The organism is Streptomyces sp. NPDC058632 (genome assembly GCF_042717095.1).
Lineage (GTDB): Bacteria > Actinomycetota > Actinomycetes > Streptomycetales > Streptomycetaceae > Streptomyces.
Genome location: NZ_JBHXQZ010000052.1, coordinates 12,721 through 36,663 on the forward strand (window position 1 = coordinate 12,721; position 23,943 = coordinate 36,663).

At 73.1% G+C, this 23,943-nt stretch carries 17 protein-coding genes; 14 read left to right on the forward strand and 3 right to left on the reverse strand.

The features are described 5' to 3' along the window. Positions 1-437: 437 nt before the first annotated feature. The 5 genes from ACFWVE_RS20615 (at position 438) to ACFWVE_RS20635 (ending at position 9,513) form a co-directional block, all read left to right on the forward strand. Entirely contained in the window at positions 438-563 is a 126-nt protein-coding gene (locus tag ACFWVE_RS20615) for a hypothetical protein (RefSeq protein WP_384015927.1), read from the forward strand. Between the two features lie 112 nt (positions 564-675). Next, positions 676-2,451 carry a TIGR02677 family protein gene (locus tag ACFWVE_RS20620; protein ID WP_384015929.1) on the forward strand — a complete coding sequence of 592 codons (1,776 nt, stop codon included), beginning with the start codon at positions 676-678 and terminating at the stop codon, positions 2,449-2,451. After that, a complete protein-coding gene (locus ACFWVE_RS20625) occupies positions 2,448-3,701 on the forward strand; it encodes a TIGR02678 family protein (protein WP_384015930.1) in 1,254 nt (417 codons plus the stop codon). The genes ACFWVE_RS20620 and ACFWVE_RS20625 overlap by 4 nt, the downstream gene beginning before the upstream one ends. A 2-nt stretch (positions 3,702-3,703) precedes the next feature. Next, the gene (locus ACFWVE_RS20630; RefSeq protein WP_384015932.1) at positions 3,704-7,918 is read left to right on the forward strand and encodes a TIGR02680 family protein; all 4,215 of its coding nucleotides are present in this window, start codon (positions 3,704-3,706) and stop codon (positions 7,916-7,918) included. A gap of 89 nt (positions 7,919-8,007) precedes the next feature. Next, a complete protein-coding gene (locus ACFWVE_RS20635) occupies positions 8,008-9,513 on the forward strand; it encodes a TIGR02679 family protein (protein WP_384015934.1) in 1,506 nt (501 codons plus the stop codon). A 59-nt stretch (positions 9,514-9,572) separates the two neighbouring features. Here the strand turns inward: ACFWVE_RS20635 and ACFWVE_RS20640 are convergent, their stop codons facing one another. Then, on the reverse strand, positions 9,573-10,235 hold the full coding sequence (locus ACFWVE_RS20640) for a TetR/AcrR family transcriptional regulator (RefSeq protein ID WP_384015936.1): 663 nt from the start codon (positions 10,233-10,235) through the stop codon (positions 9,573-9,575). Positions 10,236-10,396: 161 nt separating this feature from the next. Here ACFWVE_RS20640 and ACFWVE_RS20645 point away from each other — a divergent pair, with 161 nt between their 5' ends. After that, the gene (locus ACFWVE_RS20645; RefSeq protein WP_384015937.1) at positions 10,397-10,945 is read left to right on the forward strand and encodes a cysteine hydrolase family protein; all 549 of its coding nucleotides are present in this window, start codon (positions 10,397-10,399) and stop codon (positions 10,943-10,945) included. A gap of 697 nt (positions 10,946-11,642) precedes the next feature. Next, positions 11,643-12,869 carry a phosphatidylserine/phosphatidylglycerophosphate/cardiolipin synthase family protein gene (locus ACFWVE_RS20650; protein ID WP_384015939.1) on the forward strand — a complete coding sequence of 409 codons (1,227 nt, stop codon included), beginning with the start codon at positions 11,643-11,645 and terminating at the stop codon, positions 12,867-12,869. A gap of 513 nt (positions 12,870-13,382) precedes the next feature. Here ACFWVE_RS20650 and ACFWVE_RS20655 read toward each other — a convergent pair. Further along, positions 13,383-13,871 carry a MarR family transcriptional regulator gene (locus ACFWVE_RS20655; RefSeq protein ID WP_384015941.1) on the reverse strand — a complete coding sequence of 163 codons (489 nt, stop codon included), beginning with the start codon at positions 13,869-13,871 and terminating at the stop codon, positions 13,383-13,385. A 97-nt stretch (positions 13,872-13,968) separates the two neighbouring features. Between ACFWVE_RS20655 and ACFWVE_RS20660 the strand changes: the two genes are divergently transcribed. The 5 genes from ACFWVE_RS20660 (at position 13,969) to ACFWVE_RS20680 (ending at position 19,459) form a co-directional block, all read left to right on the forward strand. After that, a complete protein-coding gene (locus tag ACFWVE_RS20660) occupies positions 13,969-15,177 on the forward strand; it encodes a PP2C family protein-serine/threonine phosphatase (RefSeq protein WP_384015943.1) in 1,209 nt (402 codons plus the stop codon). 193 nt (positions 15,178-15,370) lie between these two features. Continuing rightward, positions 15,371-17,053: a SpoIIE family protein phosphatase gene (locus ACFWVE_RS20665; protein ID WP_384015945.1), complete on the forward strand. Its 1,683-nt coding sequence runs from the start codon at positions 15,371-15,373 to the stop codon at positions 17,051-17,053. 430 nt (positions 17,054-17,483) lie between these two features. After that, on the forward strand, positions 17,484-18,170 hold the full coding sequence (locus ACFWVE_RS20670; protein ID WP_384015947.1) for a HemK2/MTQ2 family protein methyltransferase: 687 nt from the start codon (positions 17,484-17,486) through the stop codon (positions 18,168-18,170). Continuing rightward, positions 18,154-18,432, forward strand: a complete 279-nt coding sequence (locus tag ACFWVE_RS20675) for a CDGSH iron-sulfur domain-containing protein (protein ID WP_384015948.1) — start codon at positions 18,154-18,156, stop codon at positions 18,430-18,432. Before ACFWVE_RS20670 ends, ACFWVE_RS20675 begins: the two co-directional genes overlap by 17 nt. After that, complete coding sequence (locus ACFWVE_RS20680; RefSeq protein WP_384015950.1) at positions 18,413-19,459, forward strand: iron-containing redox enzyme family protein; 1,047 nt, start codon at positions 18,413-18,415, stop codon at positions 19,457-19,459. The genes ACFWVE_RS20675 and ACFWVE_RS20680 overlap by 20 nt, the downstream gene beginning before the upstream one ends. Before the next feature lie 61 nt (positions 19,460-19,520). Here the strand turns inward: ACFWVE_RS20680 and ACFWVE_RS20685 are convergent, their stop codons facing one another. Beyond that, on the reverse strand, positions 19,521-21,053 hold the full coding sequence (locus ACFWVE_RS20685; RefSeq protein ID WP_384015952.1) for an FAD-dependent oxidoreductase: 1,533 nt from the start codon (positions 21,051-21,053) through the stop codon (positions 19,521-19,523). Positions 21,054-21,895: 842 nt separating this feature from the next. Between ACFWVE_RS20685 and ACFWVE_RS20690 the strand changes: the two genes are divergently transcribed. Continuing rightward, positions 21,896-23,071, forward strand: a complete 1,176-nt coding sequence (locus ACFWVE_RS20690; protein ID WP_384015953.1) for a spore photoproduct lyase family protein — start codon at positions 21,896-21,898, stop codon at positions 23,069-23,071. A gap of 428 nt (positions 23,072-23,499) precedes the next feature. Beyond that, positions 23,500-23,757, forward strand: a complete 258-nt coding sequence (locus ACFWVE_RS20695) for a cellulose binding domain-containing protein (RefSeq protein ID WP_384015955.1) — start codon at positions 23,500-23,502, stop codon at positions 23,755-23,757. Positions 23,758-23,943 lie beyond the last annotated feature (186 nt).

Genomic DNA, 23,943 nt, shown 5'->3' on the forward strand with positions numbered 1-23,943 from the left:
GCGCAGGCTTTCCTTGGCGATCCAAGCGGTGAGCAGTGTCTGTCCGATCCTCCCCTCGTCCAGCAGTGGGTTCGAAGCCTGCGCGCACGCCCGCGCCAGCGACGTACGCCTCACCGAGCACGGCACGCCTTCGGTGCCCGCGGCTTCCGCCGCCCCCGCGGAACCGGTGGAAGACACCCCGTACTCCGGGGCTGCCGCGCAGGACCCGCGCGTGGGCTACGCGGCCGGATCGCCCCTCGCCCTGCCGCGTACGTCGTCGAACCGACCCGGCTGGAGACCACGCTCGCGGCGACCGTCGACGGACTCAGCGCCGACATCCGCCGCCTCCTCGCCGCGCACCCCGGCACCCGTGTCCAGGTCACCTGGCAGGTGGGGGAGGAGGCCCACGACGACGACGCCGGCACGGCGGGCCGGGACGAGAAGGGGACCGAACGCTGATGGCGCTCCTGCCCCAGGTGGGACGGCGCTCCGCCGAGGCCACACTGTCGGCCCGACTGGCCGACACGGAGTCCGCAGCCGCCGTACTCACGGAACCGGTGCGCTTCCTCCGGCGCGAACGGTGACATCGGCGTGGTGCCCCCTGGGGGTGAGGAAAGAAGACGGTGAGCGGGCCGGTACACGAAAACCGGACATCCCGCACAAGCGTGGAGAGGGATCCGGAACAATGGATCGACGATGACCTCCGAGACCTCCCAGACGCCCGAAGCCTCACAGCCCTCCGGCGACGCCCCTGCCGACTACACCCCCTTCGCCCACCTCACCGTCCCCAACGCCGCCCTCTACCGCCAGGTGATGCGCGCCTTCCTCACCGCCAAGGAGCGGTTCGCGGTGCATCTGCGGCCGGAGGACGTGTACGCCGCCCTGGACGCGGCCAGCCGGCCCGCCGATCCCGAGGCGGTGACGCAGGCGCTGGACAAGCTCGTGGAGTGGGGCAATCTGCGGGCCGACCCGGACCACGCGCGGGTGACGGCGGTCGAGGACTTCTACCGCAGGCGGTTCATCTACCAGCTCACCCGGGCCGGTGAGGCCGCCGAGGCGGCGCTGGGGACGTACGACGAGGTGCTGGGGCGGCGCGGCGAGCTCCAGGCGGTCGCGCTGCACGACATCGTCACGCAGCTGCGGGCGCTGCTGGTGATCGCCGCGGAGGACGAGCCCGACCCGGCCAAGGCGCACATCGCCCTGTCCGTCCTGACGGCACGCTTCACCGACCTCGCGGACAACGCCCGTGCCTTCATGGGCTCGCTCCAGCGCACCATCGACCTGCACGACATCGAGGTCGAGGCGTTCCTCGCGTACAAGGACCGGCTGATCCAGTACCTGGAGCGGTTCATCCAGGACCTCATCACCCTCGGCGGGCGGATCGCCCTGCTGATCGGGGAGCTGGAGGAGCGGGGGAGGGTGGAGCCGCTGCTGCGGCTCGCCGCCGCCCGCGAGTCCGCCGACGCCGCTCCCGAGGACGCCGCCCACGCGGAGGCGGCCGCGTACGAGAAGTGGGTGGCCCGGTGGTCCGGACTCGCCCAGTGGTTCGTGTCGGGGGAGGGGCGGGAGTCGCAGGCCAGGCTGCTGCGTGGGCGGGCGCTCGGTTCGATTCCGCAGCTCCTGGCCGTGGTGCGGCAGTTGAACGAGCGGCGGGCCGGGCGGTCCGACCGCTCGGCCGACTTCCGCACGCTGGCGCGCTGGTTCGCCCAGGCGCCGGACGACGCGGCGCGGCACCGGCTGTGGCGGGTGGCGTTCGGGCTGCATTCCTCCCGGCACCTCACCGTCGACGCCGACACCCTCGCCGAGCGGGCGGCCTCACCGGAACCGGCCTCCACCCCGTGGAACGAGGCCCGACCGCTGCGCATCAGTCCCCAGCTGCGCCGGACCGGCAGCTACGAACGGCGCGGCAAGCCACGCAAGGTGGCGGACCGGAGCGAGGCCAAGCGCAGGCTCGCCGAGCTCGCCGCCCGGCAGGCGCAGGAGACCCGGCGGGCCCGGGACCGGCTCGTGACGGGCGGGCCGGTGCGGCTGTCCCGGCTCGGCGAACTCGACCCGCTCGCCTTCCAGTTGTTCCTGCGCCTGCTCGGCGACGCGCTCGCCACCTGGCGGCCGGGCACGACCACCACCGTGGCCACCAGCGGGGACGGCTCCATGGAGATCCGGCTGACCGCCCCCGACGACGGATCGAGAGCCGAAGTGCGCACCCCGGACGGCGTGTTCGGCGGTCCCGACCACCTGATCGACATCATCGACCTCACGAGGGGAGGAGCGGGGGGAGTGGGAGGAGCGGAGGGCGGCGGCGGGGCCGGTGCGTCCGCCGGAGACCCTCCCGCCCTCGCCGAACCGGGTCCGCCGTCGGCCGTATCCGTGGGTGTGCCGACGGCGACCGTACCCGCGGGCACGCGGGCCCCCCGGCACAGCGGCCCCCCTCAGCCCTCCCGATCCGCCGCGCACCTTCCGGAGAACCGATGAGCGGCCCCCTCGCCGAGGTCCTGGACGGCCAGCGCCGGGCCGACCTGCAGCGGGCCGCGCGCGCTCTGCTGAAGGAGCCGCTGCTCACGGCCGACGGCCCGCACTCCGACGAGTTCCGGCTGGTGCGCCGGCACACCGCCGAACTGCGGGAGTGGTTCGAGCGCAACGCCGGCTGGACGCTGCGCACGGACGCCGACGCCGCACGGCTGCGCAAGACACCGGGCGCCCTCACCGATCCCACGCACCCGGCGCGCGAGGCCGCCCGCAGCGCCCTGCCCTTCACCCGGCGTCGCTACGTCCTGCTCGGCCTGACGCTGGCCGTGCTGGAGCGGGGTGAGTCGCAGGTGGCCCTCGGACGCCTCGCCGAACAGGTCGTCCTGGCCGCCGCCGATCCCGAACTCGTCGCCGCCGGCATCACGTTCACCCTGGAACGGCGCGACGAGCGCCTCGACCTCGCGGCCGTCGTGCGTCTGCTGCTGCGGCTCGGGGTGCTGCGGCGGGTGGCCGGCGACGAGGACGCCTACGTCAGCGGATCGGGCGACGTGCTGTACGACGTGCGGCGGCGCGTGCTGGCAGGGATGCCGGCGTCCTTGCGGGGCCCCTCGATGGCCGAGACCGAGGAGTTCGGGGAACGCCTGGAGGAGATGACCGCGCAGACCGCGCTCGACAGCGACGAGCTCAGGTTCCGGGCGATCCGCTGGAAGCTGACCCGCATCCTCCTGGACGACCCGGTGCTCTACTACGACGACCTCACCGACGAAGAACTGGCCTACCTCACCCGGCAGCGCGGCTTCGTCACGGCGCGCATCAACGAACTGACGGGGCTGGTCGCGGAGGTCCGCGCCGAAGGCATCGCCATGGTCGACCCCCTGGACGACCTCACGGACGTCCGCATGCCGGAACAGGGCACCCACGGTCACATCACCCTGCTGCTGGCAGGGCACCTGGCACGGGCGGCCGGGCCCGTCGCACCGGCGGAACTGGCGGCCCGGGTACGGGAACTCGCCGCGGAACACGGCGGATTCTGGTCCAAGTCGGCGAGGGAGCCGGGAGCGGAGCCCGAACTCGTCGAACAGGCGCTGACGAAGCTGGTCGCGCTGGGACTCGCCGAGCGCACCGAACGGGGCGTCGTACCGCGACCGGCCCTCGCACGCTACGCGGTCGGTGAACCCGTCGTGAGGAAGCCCGGACGGGCCCACGGCCACGGCCACGGCCGCCGGACCTCCATGACCGTGCAGGACGAAAGGTGAACGTGAACCACCCTGTGACCGCCCTCCCGGACCCCGCCCCCGGCCGGTGGCGGCCCCTGCGCATCGGGCTCGTCGACCTGTTCCACTACGACGTCGAGGAGTTCTGGTTCCGCGACGGCCGGCTGCTGCTGCGCGGCAACAACGGCACCGGCAAGTCGAAGGTGCTCGCCCTCACCCTGCCGTTCCTCCTGGACGGCGACCTCTCCGCCCGCCGCGTGGAGCCCGACGGCGACCCGGGCAAGCGGATGGAGTGGAACCTGCTCCTGGGCGGCGCACACCCGCACCCGGAACGCCTCGGTTACACCTGGATCGAGTTCGGACGGTCCGACGACGCCACGGGCGAGGCACATTTCCGTACGCTGCTGTGCGGGCTGAAGGCGGTCACCGGCCGCGGCATCGCCCGCCACTGGTTCGCGGTGACGGACCAGCGCGTCGGCGCCGGTCTCGACCTGCTGGACGCGACCGGAACGGCGCTGTCCCGGGACCGGCTCGCGGAGGCCGTCGGCAGTCACGGCATGGTGTACGACACGGCGAAGACGTACCGCAGAGCCGTCGACGAAGCCCTCTTCGGGCTCGGGGAGCGGCGCTACGGCGCCCTCGTCGACCTCCTGATCCAGCTGCGCCAGCCCCAGCTGTCCAAGCGCCCGAGCGAGGCCGCCCTGTCCCGGGCGCTCACCGAGGCACTGCCGCCGATGGACCAGGCGGTCGTCGCCGACGCGGCGGAGGCCTTCAGGTCGCTGGACGAGGAGAAGGAGGAACTGCGGGCGGCCCGCGAGGCCGAGCAGGCATCCTCGGCGTTCCTCGACCACTACCGGCGCTACGCCCGCGTCGCCTCCCGGCGCCGTGCCCGCCTGCCCCGCCGCGAACACGCCCGGTACGAGAACCTCCAGCGGGAACTCCTCAGGGCGCAGACGGACCGGGACCAGGCCGTGACGGACCGGGAGGAGGCCCGTGAGAGAGGCGCCGCACTCGGCGAACGGGCCGCGCGACTGGCGGCCCAGGACGCCGCACTGCGCTCCGGACCCGAGATGCGCGACGCCCGCGCCCTCGACCGGGCGGCGGCCGACGCCTCCCGTACGGCCGGAGAGCTGACGCGGGCCGAGGGGGACCGGCGGACGGCGGCCGAGGCGCACACCCGGGCCCTGGGCCGGCTCGCCACCGCGGGCAACCGGCTCACGGCGTCCCAGGAGGCCCTCGACGAGATCCGGGACCGGGTGGCCGAGAGCGCCGCCGCGGCCCGGCTCGACGTCCCCAGGACGGAGGGAGCCCCCGAACCGGTCCTGCGCCGCGAGGCGGACGAGGCGACGGCGGGCAGGCGGCGCGCCGTCGAGCACGTGGCGGAACTCGCCACCCGGGCCGAGCGCGCCGAGGAGCGGCGCAGGGCCGCCCGCCTGCGCGCCGACGAGGCCGACGAGGAGGCCGTGCACAGCGGTCAGCGGCTGGCCGAGGCGGAGGAGCACGTCGCCGGGGCGGGGCGGGCGCTCGTCACGGCCGTGCGGGAGTACCTCTCCGGGTGCGTGGAGCTGCGGGTGCCCGGACTGCCGGGGGTCCTGGACGCCGTACAGGACTGGGTGAGCGGTCTCGAGGGCCCCCTGCCGGCGCGTACCGCGGCCGCCGGGGCACATCGCACCGCCGTCTCCCGCCTGGCCGACCGGGCGGCCGGGCTGGCCCACCGCCAGGCGGCGACGGCGGAGCGGCAGCGGCTGGCGCTGGAAGAACTGACCGCCCTCGAAACGGGTGGGGAGCGCGGTCCGGCGGCTCCCCCCACGCGCACGCCCGACGTGCGGAACCGGGGTCTCGGCGCCCCGCTGTGGCGGCTCGTCGACTTCCGCCCGCACGTCAGCGAGGCCGACCGCGCCGGACTGGAAGCCGCGCTGGAGGCTTCGGGGCTCCTCGACGCCTGGGTACGGCCGGACGGCTCCGCGGTCGCGGCGGACGGCCACGACGTGCTGCTCGATCCGGTCGGGCTGCTCGGCGGGGCCGGCCTCGACCGCGCGCTGTGCCCGGTGGTCGACCCGGCGGACGCGGGGGCCGTCGCCGTGGGGGAGGAGACGGTCGCGCGCCTGCTCGCCTCGATCGGGCTGGCCGCGGGGACCGGCGACGGTCCCGAGGCGACCTCCTGGGAGGCCGGCGGTCACGACACCTGGGTCCGCGCGGACGGGCGCTTCCGGGTCGGCGCGCTCACCGGAAGCTGGGCCAAGGACAGCGCCCAGTACGTCGGAGAAGGAGCGCGGGAACAGGCACGCCGCGCCCGGATCGGCGAACTGCGCACCGAGATCAACGGGTTGGCAGCGGAACGGGAGAAACTGGCCGAGGAGGCCCGCGCCGTGGCCGAGTGCCGCTCCGTGCTCGACGCCGAACTCGCCGCCGTACCGGGCGACGACGACCTGCGCCACGCACACGCACGCGTCACCGCCGCGGCCGACGCGGCCCACCGGGCCCGTACCCGGCAGGACGAACGGGCCGCGGAACTGGCCCTGGCGGCGGAACGGGCCGACCGTGCGGCGGCCGAACTCGACGAGACCGCGGCCGCCCTGCACCTTCCCACCGATCGCACGGCACTGGGCGCCGTACGCCAGGCGCTCGCCGACCACACCGCTCTCCTGGCGGCCCTGTGGCCCGCGCTGCGCGAACACGCGGACGCCGAGCGCGCGGTGACCGGCGAGCAGGCGGAGACCCGCCGGGCCGAAGCCCTCGTGTCCGACCTCGCGGAGCGCGCGGCACAGGCGGCCCGGGGCGCCGCGGCGGCGGACGAACACCTCACGACACTGCGCTCCACCGTCGGAGCGGCCGTCGCCGAGCTCCAGCGGCAGCTGGAGGAGACGGCCGAGGCGGCCCGCGCCTGTGAGAACGAACAGCGGCAGGCCCAGGCGGACCACGGTGACGCCGACCGGCGGGCCAGCCGCGCCGAAGGGCGCATCGAGCGGCTCGCCGAGGACGTCACCGAGGTGACCGCCGCGCGTGAGGAAGCCGTCGCGGCGCTCCAGCGGTTCGCCGCGACGGGGCTGCTCGCCGTCGCACTGCCCGACCTCGCCGTACCGGACGGCGACGGTGGGAGGTGGGCGGCGACCCCCGCCATCACGCTCGCGCGGGCCGTGGAGTCCCGGCTCTCCTCGGTCGACGACTCGGACGCGGTCTGGGAGCGGGTGCAGAAACGGCTGAGCGAGGAGTTCGGCCGGCTCCAGGACGCGCTGTCGCGGCACGGCCACACCGCCACCGCCCGTCCGAGCGAGGACGGCATGCGGGTCGACATCGTCTACCAGGGCAGGGAACGGGTCGTGCCCGAACTCGCGGGGGCGCTGGCCGTCGAGGTCGCGGAACTGACCCGCATCCTGTCCGCACACGAGCGCGAGATCCTGCAGACCCATCTGATCACCGAGGTCGCCGGGACGCTCCAGGAACTGATCGGGGCGGCCGAACGACAGGTGGCCGCCATGAACAGGGAACTGGAGGAGCGCCCCACCTCCACGGGAATGAAGCTGCGGCTGGTGTGGAGAGCGTCCCGCCGGGCCCCGCAGGGGCTGGCCCAGGCCCGTGAACGGCTGCGCCAGTCCGCCGACGCCTGGTCGCTCGAGGACCGGGCCGCGGTCGGCGCGTTCCTGCAGGAGCAGATCGCCCGCCGGCAGGCCGACGACAGCGCGGGCAGCTGGCTGGAGGACCTCACCGCCGCCCTCGACTACCGGGCCTGGCACGAGTTCGGCGTCGAACGCCACCAGCACGGCAAGTGGGTGCCGGCCACCGGGCCCGCCTCGGGCGGGGAACGGGTCCTGGCCGCGTCCGTGCCCCTGTTCGCCGCCGCCTCCTCCCACTACGCGAGCGCGGGCGGCGCCCACGCCCCGCGCCTGGTCACCCTGGACGAGGCGTTCGCCGGCGTCGACGACGACTCGCGCGCCAAGTGCCTCGGTCTGCTCCGGGCCTTCGACCTCGACGTCGTCATGACCAGCGAACGCGAATGGGCCTGCTACCCCCAGGTGCCCGGGATCGCCATCGCCCAGCTCTCGCGTGTCGACGACATCGACGCCGTGCTGGTCACGCGGTGGGAGTGGGACGGCGGTGAGCGGCGGCGCGGCACGGAGCCCGGTGCACGGGCGGACGCGTCGACGGCGGCCTCCCCCGCCGGCATCCCGGGTGAGGCGCCCGGGGGGCCGGCGGGTGCCCGGGGCGGGCCGGTGCGGATCGCCGACGGCACCGGCGGCCAGGAGTCCCTGTGGACGTGAATCCTGCGGCGACTCCGCCTGCCCGCGGCGGCCGGAGCCCCGGAATCCGGACGGCGGCCGGACGGGAGACACCGGCGGACGATGCCGTCGTGGAGACGAGGCCGACCGCACCGCCCCCGGCGGCAGGCACCGCACGGCCCCCGGCCGGGGACACCGCACGGCCCCCGGCCGCAGGCACCGCACGGCCCCCGGCCGCAGGCACCGCACGGCCCCCGGCCGCAGGCACCGCACGGCCCCCGGCCGCAGGCACCGCACGGCCCCCGGCCGCGGACCAGGCCGGCATCGACGCCGAGCGTCTCGGCCGTCTGCTCGGTGATCCCGGCCTCGCCTGGCTGGTGGGCCGTGCCCGGCAGCGCATGGCACGCGGGCGGCCGCTCACCGGCGCCGTCACCCTGTCCGCCCCCGACGCATCCCAGCGCGGGGCCGCCGAGCGCCTGCTGGGGCGGGCGCCACGAGCCGGTGGTTCCCTGAGCGTTCGCCTCGACACCGTGGACGCGGTCCTGCGCCGCTCCGGTGTCAGTCCCGACGGACTCGCGGCCGCCGTGGTGGCTCTCACCGGCCCCGTCGCCCTCCGTGCGGAGACGCTGGACAGGGAGGAGCGCGCCTGGGAAGAGGTGTACGCGCCGCTCGGCGACCTGGACGCCGAGCTGACCCCCTGGACGGAGCGGATCCGCGCGGACGGTCTCGTACGACGCCTCGCCCGCACACCGGAAGCGGCCGGCCCCCTGGTGGCGGCCGCCGTGCGGGCACTGCGTGCGCTGCCCGCGTCACCTCCGATGTCGCGTGCGACGTTCGCGGCACGGAACCTCTCCGGTGCCCACGCCCTGGACGAGGGGACTCCGCTCGCCACGCTCGTCCTGTCCGGGCTCCGTTTTCTCACCGGCTTTCCCGACGGCGCCGGAGCCCGGTGGCGGCGGGAGGCGTGGGCCTCGGCGGGTCTGCTCATGGACGACCTGTCCTCGACCGTCCTCACCCTCAACCTGCGCGGTACCCCGTCACTCGACTGGACGGCCGACGTGGGTGAGCCCACGGTTCTGACGCTCCGCTCCCTCACCCGTCATCCACCGGCCCCCGCCGCCCCGACGACGCAAACCGTCCACGTCTGTGAGAACCCGGCCGTGCTGTCCGCGGCCGCCGACGCCTTCGGCTCCGCGTGCCCGCCCCTGGTGTGTCTCCAGGGGCAGCCGTCGGCCGCCGCCCTCACCCTGTTGCGGGGCCTGTCCGCGCAGGGAGCCGGCCTTCTCTACCACGGCGACTTCGACTGGGGCGGTGTGCGCATCGCCACGGCGCTGGGACGAAGCGTCCCCTGGCGGCCGTGGCGCTACACGGCCGCCCACTACCGGGCAGCAGCGGCCAGGGCGGCCGAAGCCCCGGACCTGACGGGCCCGCCCGCCGCGACCCCGTGGGATCCGGCCCTGGCCGTCGCTCTCGCCGAGTGTGGCGTCCGGGTCGAGGAGGAAGCGGTGCTGGACGACTTGCTGGCGGACCTGGGACGGGCCCGACGGCCCGATGTCGCGCATACGCGTAGCGGCTCTTCGCCCAGGTCCCAGCTCTCGCGGACCGGAGTGACGCCGCCGTCCGGCTCGAACGCGTAGCGCCGGGTCCGGCCGCCGGACATGAAACGCCACCCGACGGGTCTGGTTCTGCGGCGCCTTCACGGTGCCGAGGGGGGAAGCAGGGCGTCGAGTATCGCGCCCAGGGGAGGGCCCAGCGTCTCCGGGGTGGCGTCGCTCAGCGGCTGGAGCCCGACCGTGGAGCGAAGGACCGCCACGCCGATGCCGAGCGCGACGACGAGCTGCGCCGACAGGATCCGCGGGTCCTCCGCGTCCGCCTGTTCGCCGTCCGCCGCGTGCAGGATGCGCCGGGCCATGCCGTCCAGTGCCCTGGTGCGCAGAGCGTCGATCTCCTCCTCGCCCGAGGAACGCAGCAGCAACAGCACGGGGTGGTCGCCGGGCGTGGCCCCCTCTGCAGCGGTCAACTGCAGGGCGAGTGCCCGGAGCAGCGCGGCGCGGTCCCCGGGGAGGCCCCCGGCTTCGTCGAGGAGCCGGGGGGAGGCGGCCAGTGCCGCCTTGAACAACCCTTCCTTCGACCCGAAGTACCGCTTGACGAGCGCCCCGTTGACCCCGGCGTCGGCTGCGATGTCACGCAGTGTGGTGCGCTCGTAGCCCAGACGTCCGAAACGGCTCCGGGCGGCCTCGAGCAGGGTCGCCCGGGTCGCCGCGGCGTCCCGTCGGCGCTTGCCGGCGACCGGTGCCTCCGGGGTCGCGGCTCCTTCGGCGTCACCGGAGAGCCTGTCACTGCCCTTGGACAACGGCATCGCTCCTCCACCTTCCCTGCGGCCGGTCTTCCCGGGGTGCTGCCGGGGTTCGGTCACGTCGCCCCGCCATGTAATCGACTGTTGACATAGCTGCTGTCCGTAGCTGTACGGTACCAAGTAATCGGCTGTTGACTTAATTGTGCGGGAGAGGGAGCAATACGGTGCCCAAGCACGCCCTGCTGGTCATGGACGTCCAGAACGTCATCGTCGAGCGTTACGCGGACCCCGGCTACATCGACCGCCTGCGGCAGGCCGTCGAAGCCGCGCGGGCCAAGGGGATGCCGGTGATCCACGCCGTGGTCGGCTTCCGTCCGGGCGCTCCCGAGGTCCATCCGCGCAACAGGATGTTCGGCGGCCTCGCCGGTCGTCCGGGAGGACCCGCCGACCAGGAGGCCAACCGGATCCACGAGGCGGTCACGCCCCGCCCGCAGGACGTCGTCGTCACCAAGCGGCGCGTCAGCGCCTTCGCGGGGAGTGATCTCGACATGGTGCTGCGGGCCGCCGGTGTCGAACACCTCGTCCTTTCGGGCCTCGCGACCAGCGGAGTGGTGTTGTCGACCCTGCGGCAGGCGGCTGACCTGGACTACGGCCTCACCGTCCTGTCCGACGCCTGCCAGGACGCCGACGCCGAGGTGCACCGCGTTCTCACGGAGAAGGTCTTCCCGCACCAGGCCGACGTCATGACCGTCGCTCAATGGTCGGAATCCTGATTGCTCCCGCGGAGACCGGACGGCGCCGGGAGTCCTGAGCGGACGGATCCGCCGGCGGCCGACGAGGGCCCTGCTCCGGGCCGCTGCCTACTTCGAGAGGGGAAGACGAACGGGGAGATCGCCGCCGCGCTGCGGTTCCCGGAGCGGCCGGTGGGGCACCGCACTGGCGGAAGCGGCTTCCCGGCCGGTGCGGCGGCAGTCCTCTTCGGCCGGTTTCGCCGGCAGATGGAGTCGGTCCGGGTGAGCAGCCCCACGCGGTAGGGCGGGTGCGGGTAGTCGCCGCTCGCGCTCGGGTCCCGGCCCCGGTGGGCGTACTGCAGGTGGCAGGGGTCGATCGGCGGTGCCCGGGCGCTGCCGGAGCGGATCAGCTCTCCGTGGAGGCCAGGGGTGACCAGGGCGACCGGGATCATTCGAAATATCGGTAATGACCAGAAGTGGGTCCAGGGCCTACCGGTGACTCCTGCTCACCGACCAGGAACGGTGGTCGTCGGACTTCGTCCCGGAACGGGGAAACCGGCGGGCGGCATCCCGGAGGGCTTCGGGGGTACAAGCTCCCTGCTCGGAATCCGGCGGCCGGCGCCGGCCGACCAGGTCCGGAGTGCGGCAGGCCGCTTCACGGCCGTCGGCTTCCGGAGCGTCAGCGCGCCCGAACGCCGGCCGCGTCCGCGTCCTCGCCCTTTATCTACACAGGTGGAACATGTCTGACATCACGAAGATCCCCGAAGGCACACAACTGGACGACCGCGCGGATCTGGACACGAAGGCCCGCGACACACGCTCGCTGCGGTTGAGACGCAGGCTGGAGCGGCTGATCGGCATCGCGGCCACCGAGGGCAACGCGCTGGTCCCGCTCCGCAACGGCGACGAGATCTTCGGCGCGATGCTCGACGCCATCCGGGGCGCCGAGCACACCGTGGACATGATGACCTTCGTCTACTGGCGGGGTGACATCGCGCACAAGTTCGCCGAGGCGCTGGCCGAGCGCGCCCGCGCAGGAGTCCGGGTACGGCTCATGCTCGACGGCTTCGGCAGCCGGCCCATAGAGAAGGACCAGCTCGCCCTCATGGACGAGGCCGGGGTGGACGTGGCCTGGTTCCGCCAGCCGCTCCACCTCTCGCCCTTCAAGCAGAACCACCGCTGTCACCGCAAGGTCCTCGTCGTCGACGAGGCGACCGCCTTCACCGGTGGCGTCGGGATAGCCGAGGAGTGGTGCGGTGACGCGCGCAACGAGAACGAGTGGCGCGACACCCACGTGCAGGTCCGCGGGCCTGCGGTCGACGGCCTCGCCGCCGCCTTCGCCCAGAACTGGGCCGAGTGCCACGATGACCTCTTCGACGACCGCGACCGGTTCGTCGGCAGCGACCCCCAGGGCGACGCCGTCGTCCAGGTCGTGCGCGGCTCCGCCTCCTTCGGCTGGCAGGACATGCAGACCCTGATTCGCGTCGTCCTCGAATCCGCCGAGGAACGCGTCCGCCTCACCACCGCCTACTTCGCCCCCGACGCCTACTTCACCGAGCTGCTCTGCGCCGCCGCCCGGCGCGGGGTGGAGGTCGAGATCCTGCTGCCCGGCCCGCACACCGACAAACGGGTCTGCCAGCTCGCCGGGCAGCGCTATTACGAAGACCTCACGGCCTGCGGCGTGAAGATCTACCAGTACCAGCCGACGATGATGCACGCCAAGGTCATCACCATCGACCGGATCGCCTCACTGGTCGGCTCGACCAACTTCAACCGGCGCTCGCTCGCCCACGACGAGGAAGTCATGCTCGCGGTCATGGACCCCGAATTCACCGCCGCCCTGGACGGGCACTTCGACGAGGACCGGGAGAAGAGCGTGCTGATCGAGCGCGGTCGGTGGAAGCGCCGCGACCTCCTCCAGCGGGCCCGGGAAGCGGCTGTGGTGCCGATCCGCCGCTACCTCTGAGCACACCGCACACGGCGACACCGCACACCGCGACACCGCACACGGCAACGCACCGCAACAACGCGCACCGCAACACCGCACGCCTGGCGGTGAGGACTCACCCGGAGCCCCGGCGGCCCACGCACGCCTGGCGGTGAGGACTCACCCGGAGCCCCGGCGGCCCACGCACGCCTGGCGGTGAGGACTCACCCGGAGCCCCGGCGGCCCAGGGCTCCGGAGGCCGGAGAGGCTCGTGGTCCGGGGCACGACGCCCCATGGGTGGTGGAGCCCTTTGCCCGACGGGCCGGGCGGCCTCGGCGCGCACGCCACCCACGGATCCGACACCACCGCCACCAGGGGAGCCGAGCCCGGCCGGGAGCGGGCCGTCGCATTGCCCCGGACTTCGTCCTCCGCACGGAGCCGGGAACCGGAACCCCTGCCTGCGCCCGGCTCACCGTGGCCGATGGCGGGCGCGTCCGACGGCCACCGAGCTGATGGTCCGGTGGGCCGGGGCCCACGGGCGACGCGCGTGACTCAGGCGCTTTCCCGGCGGTCGAGGGTGTGGGCGGGTTCGCCGACCGCGTCGCACAGTGCGCCGAGTCCGGTGGCGAGGGCGTGCTGTGCGTCGGGAGTCATGCGGCTCATGGCCTGATGGAGTGCTTGTTTCCGGCGACTCCTGATGTCGTACAGGTGTGCGAAACCTGCGTCGGTGAGTTCCAGCTGCATTTCGCGACGGTCCTGGGGGCGCGGGGTCCGGCGGAGGAATCCGGCGGCTTGGAGGCGGTCGCAGAGGCGGGTGACGGACGGTGCGGCTGCGGAAAGACGGCGGCCCAGCGTGCTCAGATTGATACCGGGTTCGCGTTCGATGATGAACATCACACGTGTCTGAGCGGCGGAGAGCGGCGCGGTACCGAGCATGCCGCGGCCACGCTCCCAGGCGATCTCGAGGAGTTCCAGGACCTGGCCGATTTCGGGCACGGCAGGGGAGTCGTGCTGGTGGAGAGGGGTGGGGGCCTCGCGCATGTGACACTCCCGAGTGGGCGGTTTACGCCCGTTCCGGCTGGTCGGTGTGGGCAGTCGCACAGATGAAGATATGCGAAGGAAAGAAGGACCGGTACCGGTGGACAGACCCAGCGCGGTCGAGCGCTCTCTGCGCGAGGCCGCGCCCCATGAGATCTTCGACGTGATCCGTTCCCTGATCGAGCGCCGCCATCATGCCCGGTCGGTGGAGCTGTTGATGGCCGACTATGCCATGACGAAGCTGCAGCCCGTCGGGGTACTGCCGCACACCCGTCCACCGGTGTCGGTGCACGGGAGTGCTCCGGGCCGCGCGTTCGGCGCCCAGGAACCGCACTGCGTGTATGACGGCCCGGCCTCCACGGCGACGGTGCACCTGCCGGTCAGTGTCCGGGGGGACAGGCTGGGGATCCTGAGCGTCACTTTGCAGGCCGACGAGGACGGGCCGGCGGCGGACGTGGTGGAGGAGCTTCAGGAGTACGCCGACGCGCTGGCGCACGAGGTGGTGGTCGCGGGCCGGGACACCGATCTGTTCCTGCAGGCGCGTCGGGCGGAACGGCTGACGCTGGCCGCCGAGATGCAGTGGCAGTTGCTGCCCGGTGGTTCCTGTGCCCGGCCCGAGTACAGCCTCGGCGCCCAGCTGGAGCCCGCGTACGCCATCTTCGGCGACAGCTTCGACTGGTCGGCCTCGGCCGATGACCTGTACGTGACCGTCAGCAACGGCATGGGCGAAGGGATCGACGCCGCGTTGCTGACCAGCCTCGCGGTCAACGCCCTGCGCAATGCCCGCCGCGCCGGCCTGGACCTGAGCGACCAGGCCTATCTGGCCGATCAGGCCGTTTACGGGCAGTACCAGGGAAGCCGCTACCTGTCGACGCTGCTGTTCCGATTCCACCTCCCGACCGGGGACGTGGAGATCATCGACGCCGGTTCACCGCGTGTGTGGCGAGTGCGCAAGGGGGTGGTCGAGGCGATCGAACTGGAGGCGCAGATGCCCTTGGGCATGTTCGAGGACACCGCCTACGTTCCACAGCACTTCGAGGTCGAACCCGGAGACCGTCTGCTCTTCATCAGTGACGGCGTCTACGACGCGTTGTCACCGAGCGGTGAGAGGTACAGCCTCCGCGCACTGGCCGCATCCATCACCGGCACACGTCTGCTGCCCGCCTCGCAGGTGCCCAGAGCGATGCTGCGGGAGCTGTTCGGACACCGCGGCTCCGGCCCGGCCGCGGACGACTCTCTGGTGATGTGTCTGGACTGGCACGGCCGTCCCGCCACAGGCCCTGCCGGTCCCCGGACAACGGTCGTGTGACCTTTCCGTGGAGGTTTTGGTCCTGTGTCGTGAGAGGCGTGTCGTGAGAGGCGCGCGCAGGGCCCCCTCCTCGGGAGACGGCACGCGGGGGCGGGTTGCCATCGAGGAGGCGCCCGGGTGATGCTTGCCGCAAGCCAAGTATTTTTCGTCCACCGGGAAGGGTGGTGCGGTTCGCCTCGGGCGGGCCCTCTTCATGGCCTCTACCGAGGAAGTCTCCGTTTCCATACCCGAGCAGCGCCCCGCGCCCGGCCTGTGGACTCTGGCCCCCCACCCCGTGATCATGGCCGACGAGGTCGGCACCGTCGTGGAGGCGAACCCCGCGGCCACCCTTCTCCTGGAAGGCGCGGTGCCCGGGGCGAGCATGCTGGACGCGGCCCCGGGCTGGCTGGCGCAGGCCCATCTGGAAGCGGTCGTGCACGGGCGGCGTCCTGCCTGGGACCGTCGGAACGCCGGGGTTCTGTCTTCGGTATCGGGGTGGATCGCGGCCCACAGCTTCGAGGCGCACCCCACCCTGAGCCAGGACGGGAACGTGGTGTGGTGGCTGGTCGACGACACCGACCGGCGACTCGCCGAGGAGACGCTCGCCACCGAGCGCGAACGCACCAGGTTCCTCGCGGAGGCGTCCAACGTCCTGCTGGCCTCGTTGAACACCGACAGATGCATGGCCGCCACCGCGCAGCTGGCCGCCGAGTTCCTCGCGGACGCGGCGGTCGTCGTCGCCCCGCCGTCGGACGGCAGGCTGTCCGTCGCGCAGGGCATCGCGGGCCAGGACGCCACCCGCGCCCTGATTGCGGCTGATCCGTCCCAGCTCCCCGGCCTCGGCGAGGCGCTGCAGGGTTTCCCGCCCGTACCCTCACGCTGGATCGACCCCGCGACACTGCCCGACTGGGTGGTCCCGCAGGGCTTCGGCGGAACGATCCGGTCGGTCGTCGTGACCCCTCTGCCCGGCCACGGCGTGCCCGCCGGAGCCCTGATCCTGCTGCGCAGCACGGACCACGCGCAGTTCGGCGAGAACGAAGAGATCTTCGCCCGGCTGTTCGCCGCCCGGGCCGGCGCCGCCCTGTCCGCCTCCCGCCTCTACAGCGAGCAGAGCGCCATCACCCGGACCCTGATGCGTGATCTGCTTCCTCCCCGCCTGCGGCGGCTCAACGGGGTGGAGATCGCCGGCGGCTACCGGCCCGCCGCGGCCAGTGAGCGGGTGGGCGGCGACTTCTACGACGTCCACCCCGGCAGCACCCCGGCCGACGCGTCGCTGGTGGTCCTGGGCGACGTGTGCGGCAAGGGCCTGGACGCGGCCGTCCTGACCGGCAAGATCCGCAACACCCTGCAGGCACTGGTGCCGATGGCCGACGACCACGAGCGGATGCTGCAGCTCCTCAACGGGGCGCTCCTGACCTCTCACCACACCCGCTTCGCGACCCTGGTGATGGCCTCGGTGCAGCGCACGGAGAACCAGGTACGGCTGCGCCTCACCTCGGCCGGTCACCCCGCCCCCCTGGTGGTGCGTATGGACGGCAGCGTCGAGGAGGTCCCCACGCGCGGCTCCCTGATCGGAGCCCTTCCCACGATCGAGGCCCACTCGGTCGAGACGGTTCTGCAACCGGGCGAGACGTGCCTGCTCTACACCGACGGATTCACCGAGGCCCGCGGCGGACCGCTCGGCGACGAACTGTTCGGCGAAAAGCGCCTGAGACAAGCCTTGTCGGAGTGCGCCGGCATGCCCGGGGAAGCCGTCGTCGAGCGGATCCAGATGCTCGCCTCGCAGTGGCTGCGGGGCGGCAGCCACGACGACATGGCCGTCATCGTCATCAGCGCCCCGCCCACGACCCACCTGAGCGCGGTGAACGGCCACACCCGGGGCAGGTACACCGCGTGAACACGAGCGACGACTCCGGCCCCCACGGCATCCGGGCCCTTCGGGGCCGGCTGTGGACGGCGGTGACCGGTCGCGACGAACACCGTGCCGCGGAGATCGTCCATGCCGCCTTCCAGGGCGGCGAAGGAGGGGGACGCCCGTTCCCGATGCCGCCGACAGCACCCTCGGCACCATCCGCGTGCCGGTGCACGACGTGAACGCCGACCGACCGGGCGCCGAGCGGCAGGGCCAGGGTGCGTGCCACCCGCCCATCACACCGTGTGACGGTCACCGGAACCTCAGCATGCGACAGCAGTCACAGGGCAGGAGGCCAGTGACCGCCCTTCGAGTCGCGGCGGACCGTAGGCACACGCACCCTGAAACGAGGTGGGCACACGCCCGACGAGACGAACGAGACCTGTACCTGTTCGCACTCTCCTGGAGGCTTCGGATGACGACTGCCGTCACACGCCCCGCCGGCCTCGGAAACCTGTGGACGCTGCCGGGGGTCTACGCACCCCAGGCCGACACCTACCTGCTCGCCCACGCGCTCCGCACCGAAGGGATCACCGCGGACATGGACGTCCTCGACGTCTGCACCGGCAGCGGCGCGCTCGCCCTGCTGGCCGCACGGGCGGGGGCCCGGGTGACGGCGACCGACATCTCCCGGCGGGCGGTGATGACGGCCCGGCTGAACGCCGCCCGTGCGGGGCACCGCATCCGGGTGCTGCACGGCGACCTCACCGGGCCGGTCGCCGAGCAGCGCTTCGACATGGTGGTGAGCAATCCGCCGTACGTGCCCACCCCCCACGCCCACCCCGCCCGCAGCCACCGGCCCGCGGTCGCCTGGAACGCCGGCCACGGCGGACGGCAGGCCCTGGACCGGATCTGCGCCCACGCCCGGGACGTGCTCCGGCCCCACGGCACACTCCTCATGGTCCACTCCGGACTCTGCGGCGTCGAGGAAACGCTGGGACGGCTGGCCGACACCGGTCTGCGCTGCTCGGTGACGCACCGGTCAGCCGTCCCCTTCGGCCCCGTGATCACCCAACGGCTGCCGTGGCTGCGTGCCCAGGGCCTGATCGGCCCCGACGAGGACACAGAGGAACTGGTGGTCATCCGTGCCGAACGAAGCTGAGCACGCCAGGCGAGTGACCGTCGACCGCAACGGCCCGGTCCTGATCGAGGGACCGGTGGAGATCGTCCAGGAGGACGGCACGATCGCCGCCTCCGACCGGTTCGTCGTCGCCGTCTGCACCTGCCGCCGCAGCCGCACATACCCGTGGTGCGACACCAGCCACCGCCGCCACACGAAACCTCCCGGCGCCGGTCGCCGCGAGGTCCACGACCCGTCTCCCGGCAGCGACCCGAAGGGCACCCATGACGGCGACCACCACTGACCACAGGACTGCCGGCCCCTCCGTGCCCAGCCCCAGGGGACCGCTCTCGGCCGGTCTGCTCGCCGCCCTCGCCGCGCCGCGGCAGGCTCCTCCCGACGTGGGCGCCGCCGAAGCCGCCGACCCGTACGGGGAGGACCTGCAGCTGGCCCTCTACGTGCTCTACGAGTTGCACTACCGCGGTTTCGCCGGCATCGCCGAGGACCGTGAGTGGGACCCCGCGATCATGCCCCTGCGCAGGGCGCTCGAAGAACGCTTCCTCGGCGCTCTGCGCGCCGACGTGCCGGCCGGCCGTTCGGCGGACGAGGCGGTCGGCGAGCTGCTCGTGGAGCCCACCGACCACCGTGACAGCGTCGCCCACCACCTCGAGCACGAAGGAGCGCTGTGGCAGATCCGCGAATACGCGGCCCTGCGCTCGCTCTACCACCTCAAGGAGGCAGATCCGCACGCCTGGGTGATCCCCCGGTTGCGCGGGCGGGCCAAGGCCGGCATGGTCGCCATCGAATACGACGAGTTCGGCGCCGGACGGGCCGAGAACATCCACGCTCGGCTCTTCGCCGAGCTCATGGCGGACCTGGGGCTGGACCCGGCCTACGGCCACTACCTGGAGGCAGCGCCCGCGCCCGCCCTCGCCGTCGTGAACATGATGACGCTGTTCGGCTTGCACCGGGCGTTGCGGGGAGCGTTGGTCGGCCACTTCGCCTGCGTCGAGGTCACCTCCTCGCCGGGTTCACGCCGACTCGCCGCGGCGATGCGGCGCACCGGTGCCGGCCCTGCGGCCGAGCGCTTCTACGCGGAGCACGTGGAGGCGGACGCCGTGCACGAACAGGTCGTACGCCGGGAAGTGATCGGCGGCCTGCTCGCCGAAGAGCCACGCCTGGACGCAGAGGTCGCTTTCGGCGCCGACGCCACCGTGCACCTGGAGAGCCGACTGGCATCCCACCTCCTGAAGGCATGGCGGACCGGGCGGTCGGCGCTGCTCCACGGGGAGCGGCCGGCGCGCGCCGACGAGAAGGGACCGGGGCTGTAGGCGTGCGGACCGCCCGGTCCCACGCTGAGCCGGGGACCGCGCTCGGACGGGGTGACCGCGCTCAGATCGTGCGTGGAGGCAGCGGGCGCAGGGCCGGGCCCTGAAGCACTTCGCCGTCGACGCCGAACCGCGAACCGTGGCACGGGCACTCCCAGGCGGTCTCCGCCTCGTTGAAGGCGACCAGACAGCCGAGGTGCGTGCAGCGCGCCGACACGGCGTGGGTGGTTCCGCCCTCGTCGCGGTAGACGGCGCAGCGGCGCCCTTCGACCCGGACGATCGCGCCCGAACCGGGGGTGATCTCGGCGACGGAGTCGACGTGGGTGGTTTTCAGACGGTCACCCACGAAGTGCCGGGCGACCTCCGCCTGCTGTTTCAGCAGGGCCGCCCCCTCCCGGACGGTGCTCCACAGACGGCGTGGGTCGTACAGCCCCGCCCACTCGGGCCGCGCGCCGGTGAGCGTGGACGCCAGCAGCTGTCCGGCCATGGCGCCTCCGCTCATGCCCCAGCCGCCGAATCCGGTCGCCACGTACACATGGCGTGCGCCCGGATGGAAGGGGCCGACCAGGGGCACGCCGTCGCTCACGTCGTTGTCCTGGGCGGCCCACCGGTAGGCCGTGTCGCCGACCGCGAAGTGCTCGTGCATCCAGGCGTCCAGGCGCAGGAAGCGCTCGTGGCTGTCACCCGTACCGGGCGTGAAACTCTCGCCCGTGACGATGAGCAGCCGCCGGCCGTCGTCGAGCGGAGCGGTGCGCACGGACCGCTTGCCCATGTCGTCCGTGATGTACATGTGCTCCGGCGCCTCGGAGGCGGGCAGGGGCGCGGCGACGACCAGTTCGCGGTGCGGTGACAGGCGCGCGAAGTGAAGCGCCCGGTCGAAGACCGGGTAGTGCGTGGCGACGACGACGTCCTCGGCCGTGACGGTCGCGCCCCGCTCCGTCGTCAGCCTGCACGGACTGCCCTCGGAAAGGCCGGTCACCCGGGTTCGTTCGTGGATGACACCGCCTCGCGCGGTGATGTCGTCCGCGAGGGCCAGAAGATACTTGCGCGGGTGGAATCGCGCCTGACCCGCCACGCGCACGGCTGCGGCCACGGGGAAGGGCAGGTCCGTGTCCGTCACGAAGCGGGCGTCCAGTCCCGCCTCCGCGGTGGCCTCGGCCTCGGCCTCGAACAAGGAGCGTTCCCGCGGGTCAGTGGTGAAGGTCAGCGCCGACGACCGTTCGAAGTCGCAGTCGACCCCCAGTTCCGTCGCCGCCGAGGCGACCCGCTCCACCGCTGCCTGCTGGGAGTGGGCGTACTGGCGTGCGCCCTTCCGCCCGCGTGTGCGGCGCAGCCGCTCGTACACGAGCGAGTGAGCCGCGGTGAGCTTCGCCGTCGTACAGCCGGTCACCCCGGCGGCAACGCGGTCCGCCTCCAGCACGACCACGTTCCGTCCGGCCCGGGTCAGTTCCCAGGCGGTGCTCAGGCCGGCCATGCCCGCCCCGATCACGGCGACATCCGCCGTCGCGTCGGTGTCCAGTGCCGGCCACCGGATGCCGGGCGCTGTGGCCATCCAGTACGACTCGGCCATGCCGGGCAGCTCGGATCGCGTCGTCATGAACCATGGGTTCCCCCAGCGGCCGGAAGAAGACGTGGTGAGCCGGTTCTTCCCCTGAGCGGCCCTTGACTCCCTGGCTACCGCCCCCTGCCCCGGAGGGTGGGGGAGAGCCCCCGGAGCTGGTCCGGCACTACCGGCGAGCGCAACACCTGTGGTCCGGCTCGTACGTCGCCGGACCGGTGGGCGGCCGGAGTGCGACAGCGGGGGCACGACACGCCGCACGACGTCGACGGGCCAGGGGGGAAAGGGGGAGCGGTGCGCCGGTGAGCGGGGCCGTGCGGGCCGGGCCGGAGGGCGACCGCGTCGGCGGAGGGGGCTGTGCCGGTGCCGGTCGGGCATCAGGCGCCGGCGAAGTCGAGGGGGCGTGGCGGGTGGCTTACGGGTGCCGGCGGGCGTCGTCGGCTGTGCGCACGGCGTCGCGAGTTGCCTTCCTCGTCCTTGGTGGCCGCGGTGCCGTACGAGACCAGCGTCCCGCCCCGGCACAGCAGCCGCCACGACTGCTCCACCCCGGCGCCGCCGACGTGGCGGTTGCCCCCTCCTCCCCGTGGCCGCCGGACATCGCCGAACGGGTCATCACCACGCTCGCGCACTTCACGGACGGACAGGGCGACGACTCCCGGGTGCGGCGGTGCGAAGGGTCCCGGCAGAAGCCGTCGGACCCGGCATGTGCGGAATAAGGCCCACACGGTCGTGCGCTGTGATCCGTGAAGGGCGGCGTCGCGCCGCACACCACACCGCGTCGGCCGGACAGGTCCCAGGACTCCTCGCCACGACGACGCGCCGCCCTCGCGACGGCCACGGACCGGTCTGCCGTGGTCACAGCGCCCGGAAAGGAACAGCACGTGGATCAGCCGACGGCAGGATCCGCCTCGGGAGAGCCGGAGCAGCAGGCACTCTTCGGGTGGTCGGACACCGCACCGGCGCAGGCCGCGCACCAGCCGTTCCGGGACAGCCCGCAGGCACGCCGGCTGCTCGACGTACGGGAGGTCTACGCCGAGCCGGCGGCCCTCGACTCCCCGCGCGGCCAACAGATCATGGCCCGGCTGCCAGGAGTGCGCGTGACCGAGGTCGCCGGCCACTGGCGTATCCCCTCCCTCCACGGCAACGACGGCAACATCGGCCGGTGGGTCCGCATCAAGACCGAGACGCTGGTCCTCGGGGTCAAGCACACGCTCACGACGCGTCCCAACGGCAGGTCGGCCGACTGGATCGCCCCGGGCCCCTCCAACGGCTGCGCGATGGCCTGCGCCTACTGCTACGTCCCCCGCCGCAAGGGCTACGCCAACCCCATCACCCTGTTCACCAACATCGAGGCGATCCTGGCGCATGTCCGGCGCCACGTACGGGCCCAGGGCCCCAAGACGGAACCCAACCAGTGCGATCCCGAGGCATGGGTCTACGACATCGGCGAGAACGGGGACTGCTCCGTCGATGCTCTGATCTGCGACAACACGGCGGATTTCGTCGCCGCGTTCCGCGGCCTGCCGACGGCGAAGGCCTCCTTCGCGACGAAGTTCGTCAACCCCGACCTGCTCGCGCTCGACCCGCAGGGGCGTACCCGGGTGCGCTTCTCCCTCATGCCGGCCGAGGACTCCCGGCTGCTGGACCTCCGTACCAGCCCGATCGCCGAGCGGATCGCCGCAGCCGCCGATTTCCTCGACGCCGGCTACGAGGTCCACTTCAACCTCTCGCCCGTCGTTCTGCGCGCGGGCTGGCAGCGGGACTGGGCCGAGCTGCTCACCCACCTCGACGACGTCCTCCCCGCCCGGGTGAAGGAGCAGGCAGCGGCCGAGATCATCCTGCTGACCCACAACCGGTCGCTGCACGAGGTCAACCGGGGCTGGCACCCCCGCGCCGAGGAGGTGCTGTGGCAGCCGGCCGCCCAGGAGACCAAGCGCTCGCAGAACGGAGACCTCAACGTCCGCTACGCCCGGGAGGTCAAGCAGCACGCGCTGACACGGATCCAGCACCTGCTGGCCGCGCACGCGCCGTGGCTGCGCGTCAGGTACGCCTTCTGAGCGTGCGGTGATTCAGCGGTCCGGGCGGGTGAGTCCGGCCCTGCCGCCGGTGAGACCGGCCCGCAGTCCCCCGTCGGTGAACGCGACCTCCGTCAGCCGGAGGCCGAGCGGGCCGGCGGCGCTGTTCCGGTCCTGCGGTCCGTCCGACGGGGCCAGGGCGTCGACGGCCGCCCGGCGGCCCGGCTGGGGGCTCCATCGCGGTGGCCGGCCACGGCCCGGAAGGCGGCGCCCGCTTCACCGTACGCCTGCCGCCGGACCGCACTCGCGTGGACGCGGACACCTCCTGACGGCGGCGCCGGGAAGGGCCGGAGCGCCCTGCCGTCCCTGGTCGTCGCGACAACGCGCCGGTTCCCGGCGAACTCGTACGTCTCCCGGTGGGAGGGGTCGTCCGCCCTCAGGAAGACCACGGAACTGCCGGAGACCACGCAGTGGTCCGCGCCACCGGCACCGCCGCCATCAGCGGCTGGACCCTGGAGTTCGCCTTTCCGGCCGGTCGGGCCATCAGCACCATGTGGGGCGGCACCCCCGCCCAGAACGGCTCCGAGGTGACGGTCGCCGCCGCCTCGTACACCTCGACGATCCCCGTCGACGGCTCGGTCACGGTCGGCTTCACCGGCTCGGGACCCGCCACCAATCCCGCCCCGACGGCCTTCGCCCTCGACGGCACGACCTGTGCGGCTGGTTGACAGGGCCACGCGCAGCCGGCCGGCGGGGACCGATCCCCGCCGGCCACGTGCTCTCCCGGTACAGCGAGAGGTATCGCGTTTCCCCGGGACTTCGGGGGTGAGGCACACGCCGCGTGACGAACCGGATCGAGGCCGGTCTCCGGAAGGCGTTGCGCGGCCGACGGCCCGGTGTCCCTCTACAGTGCT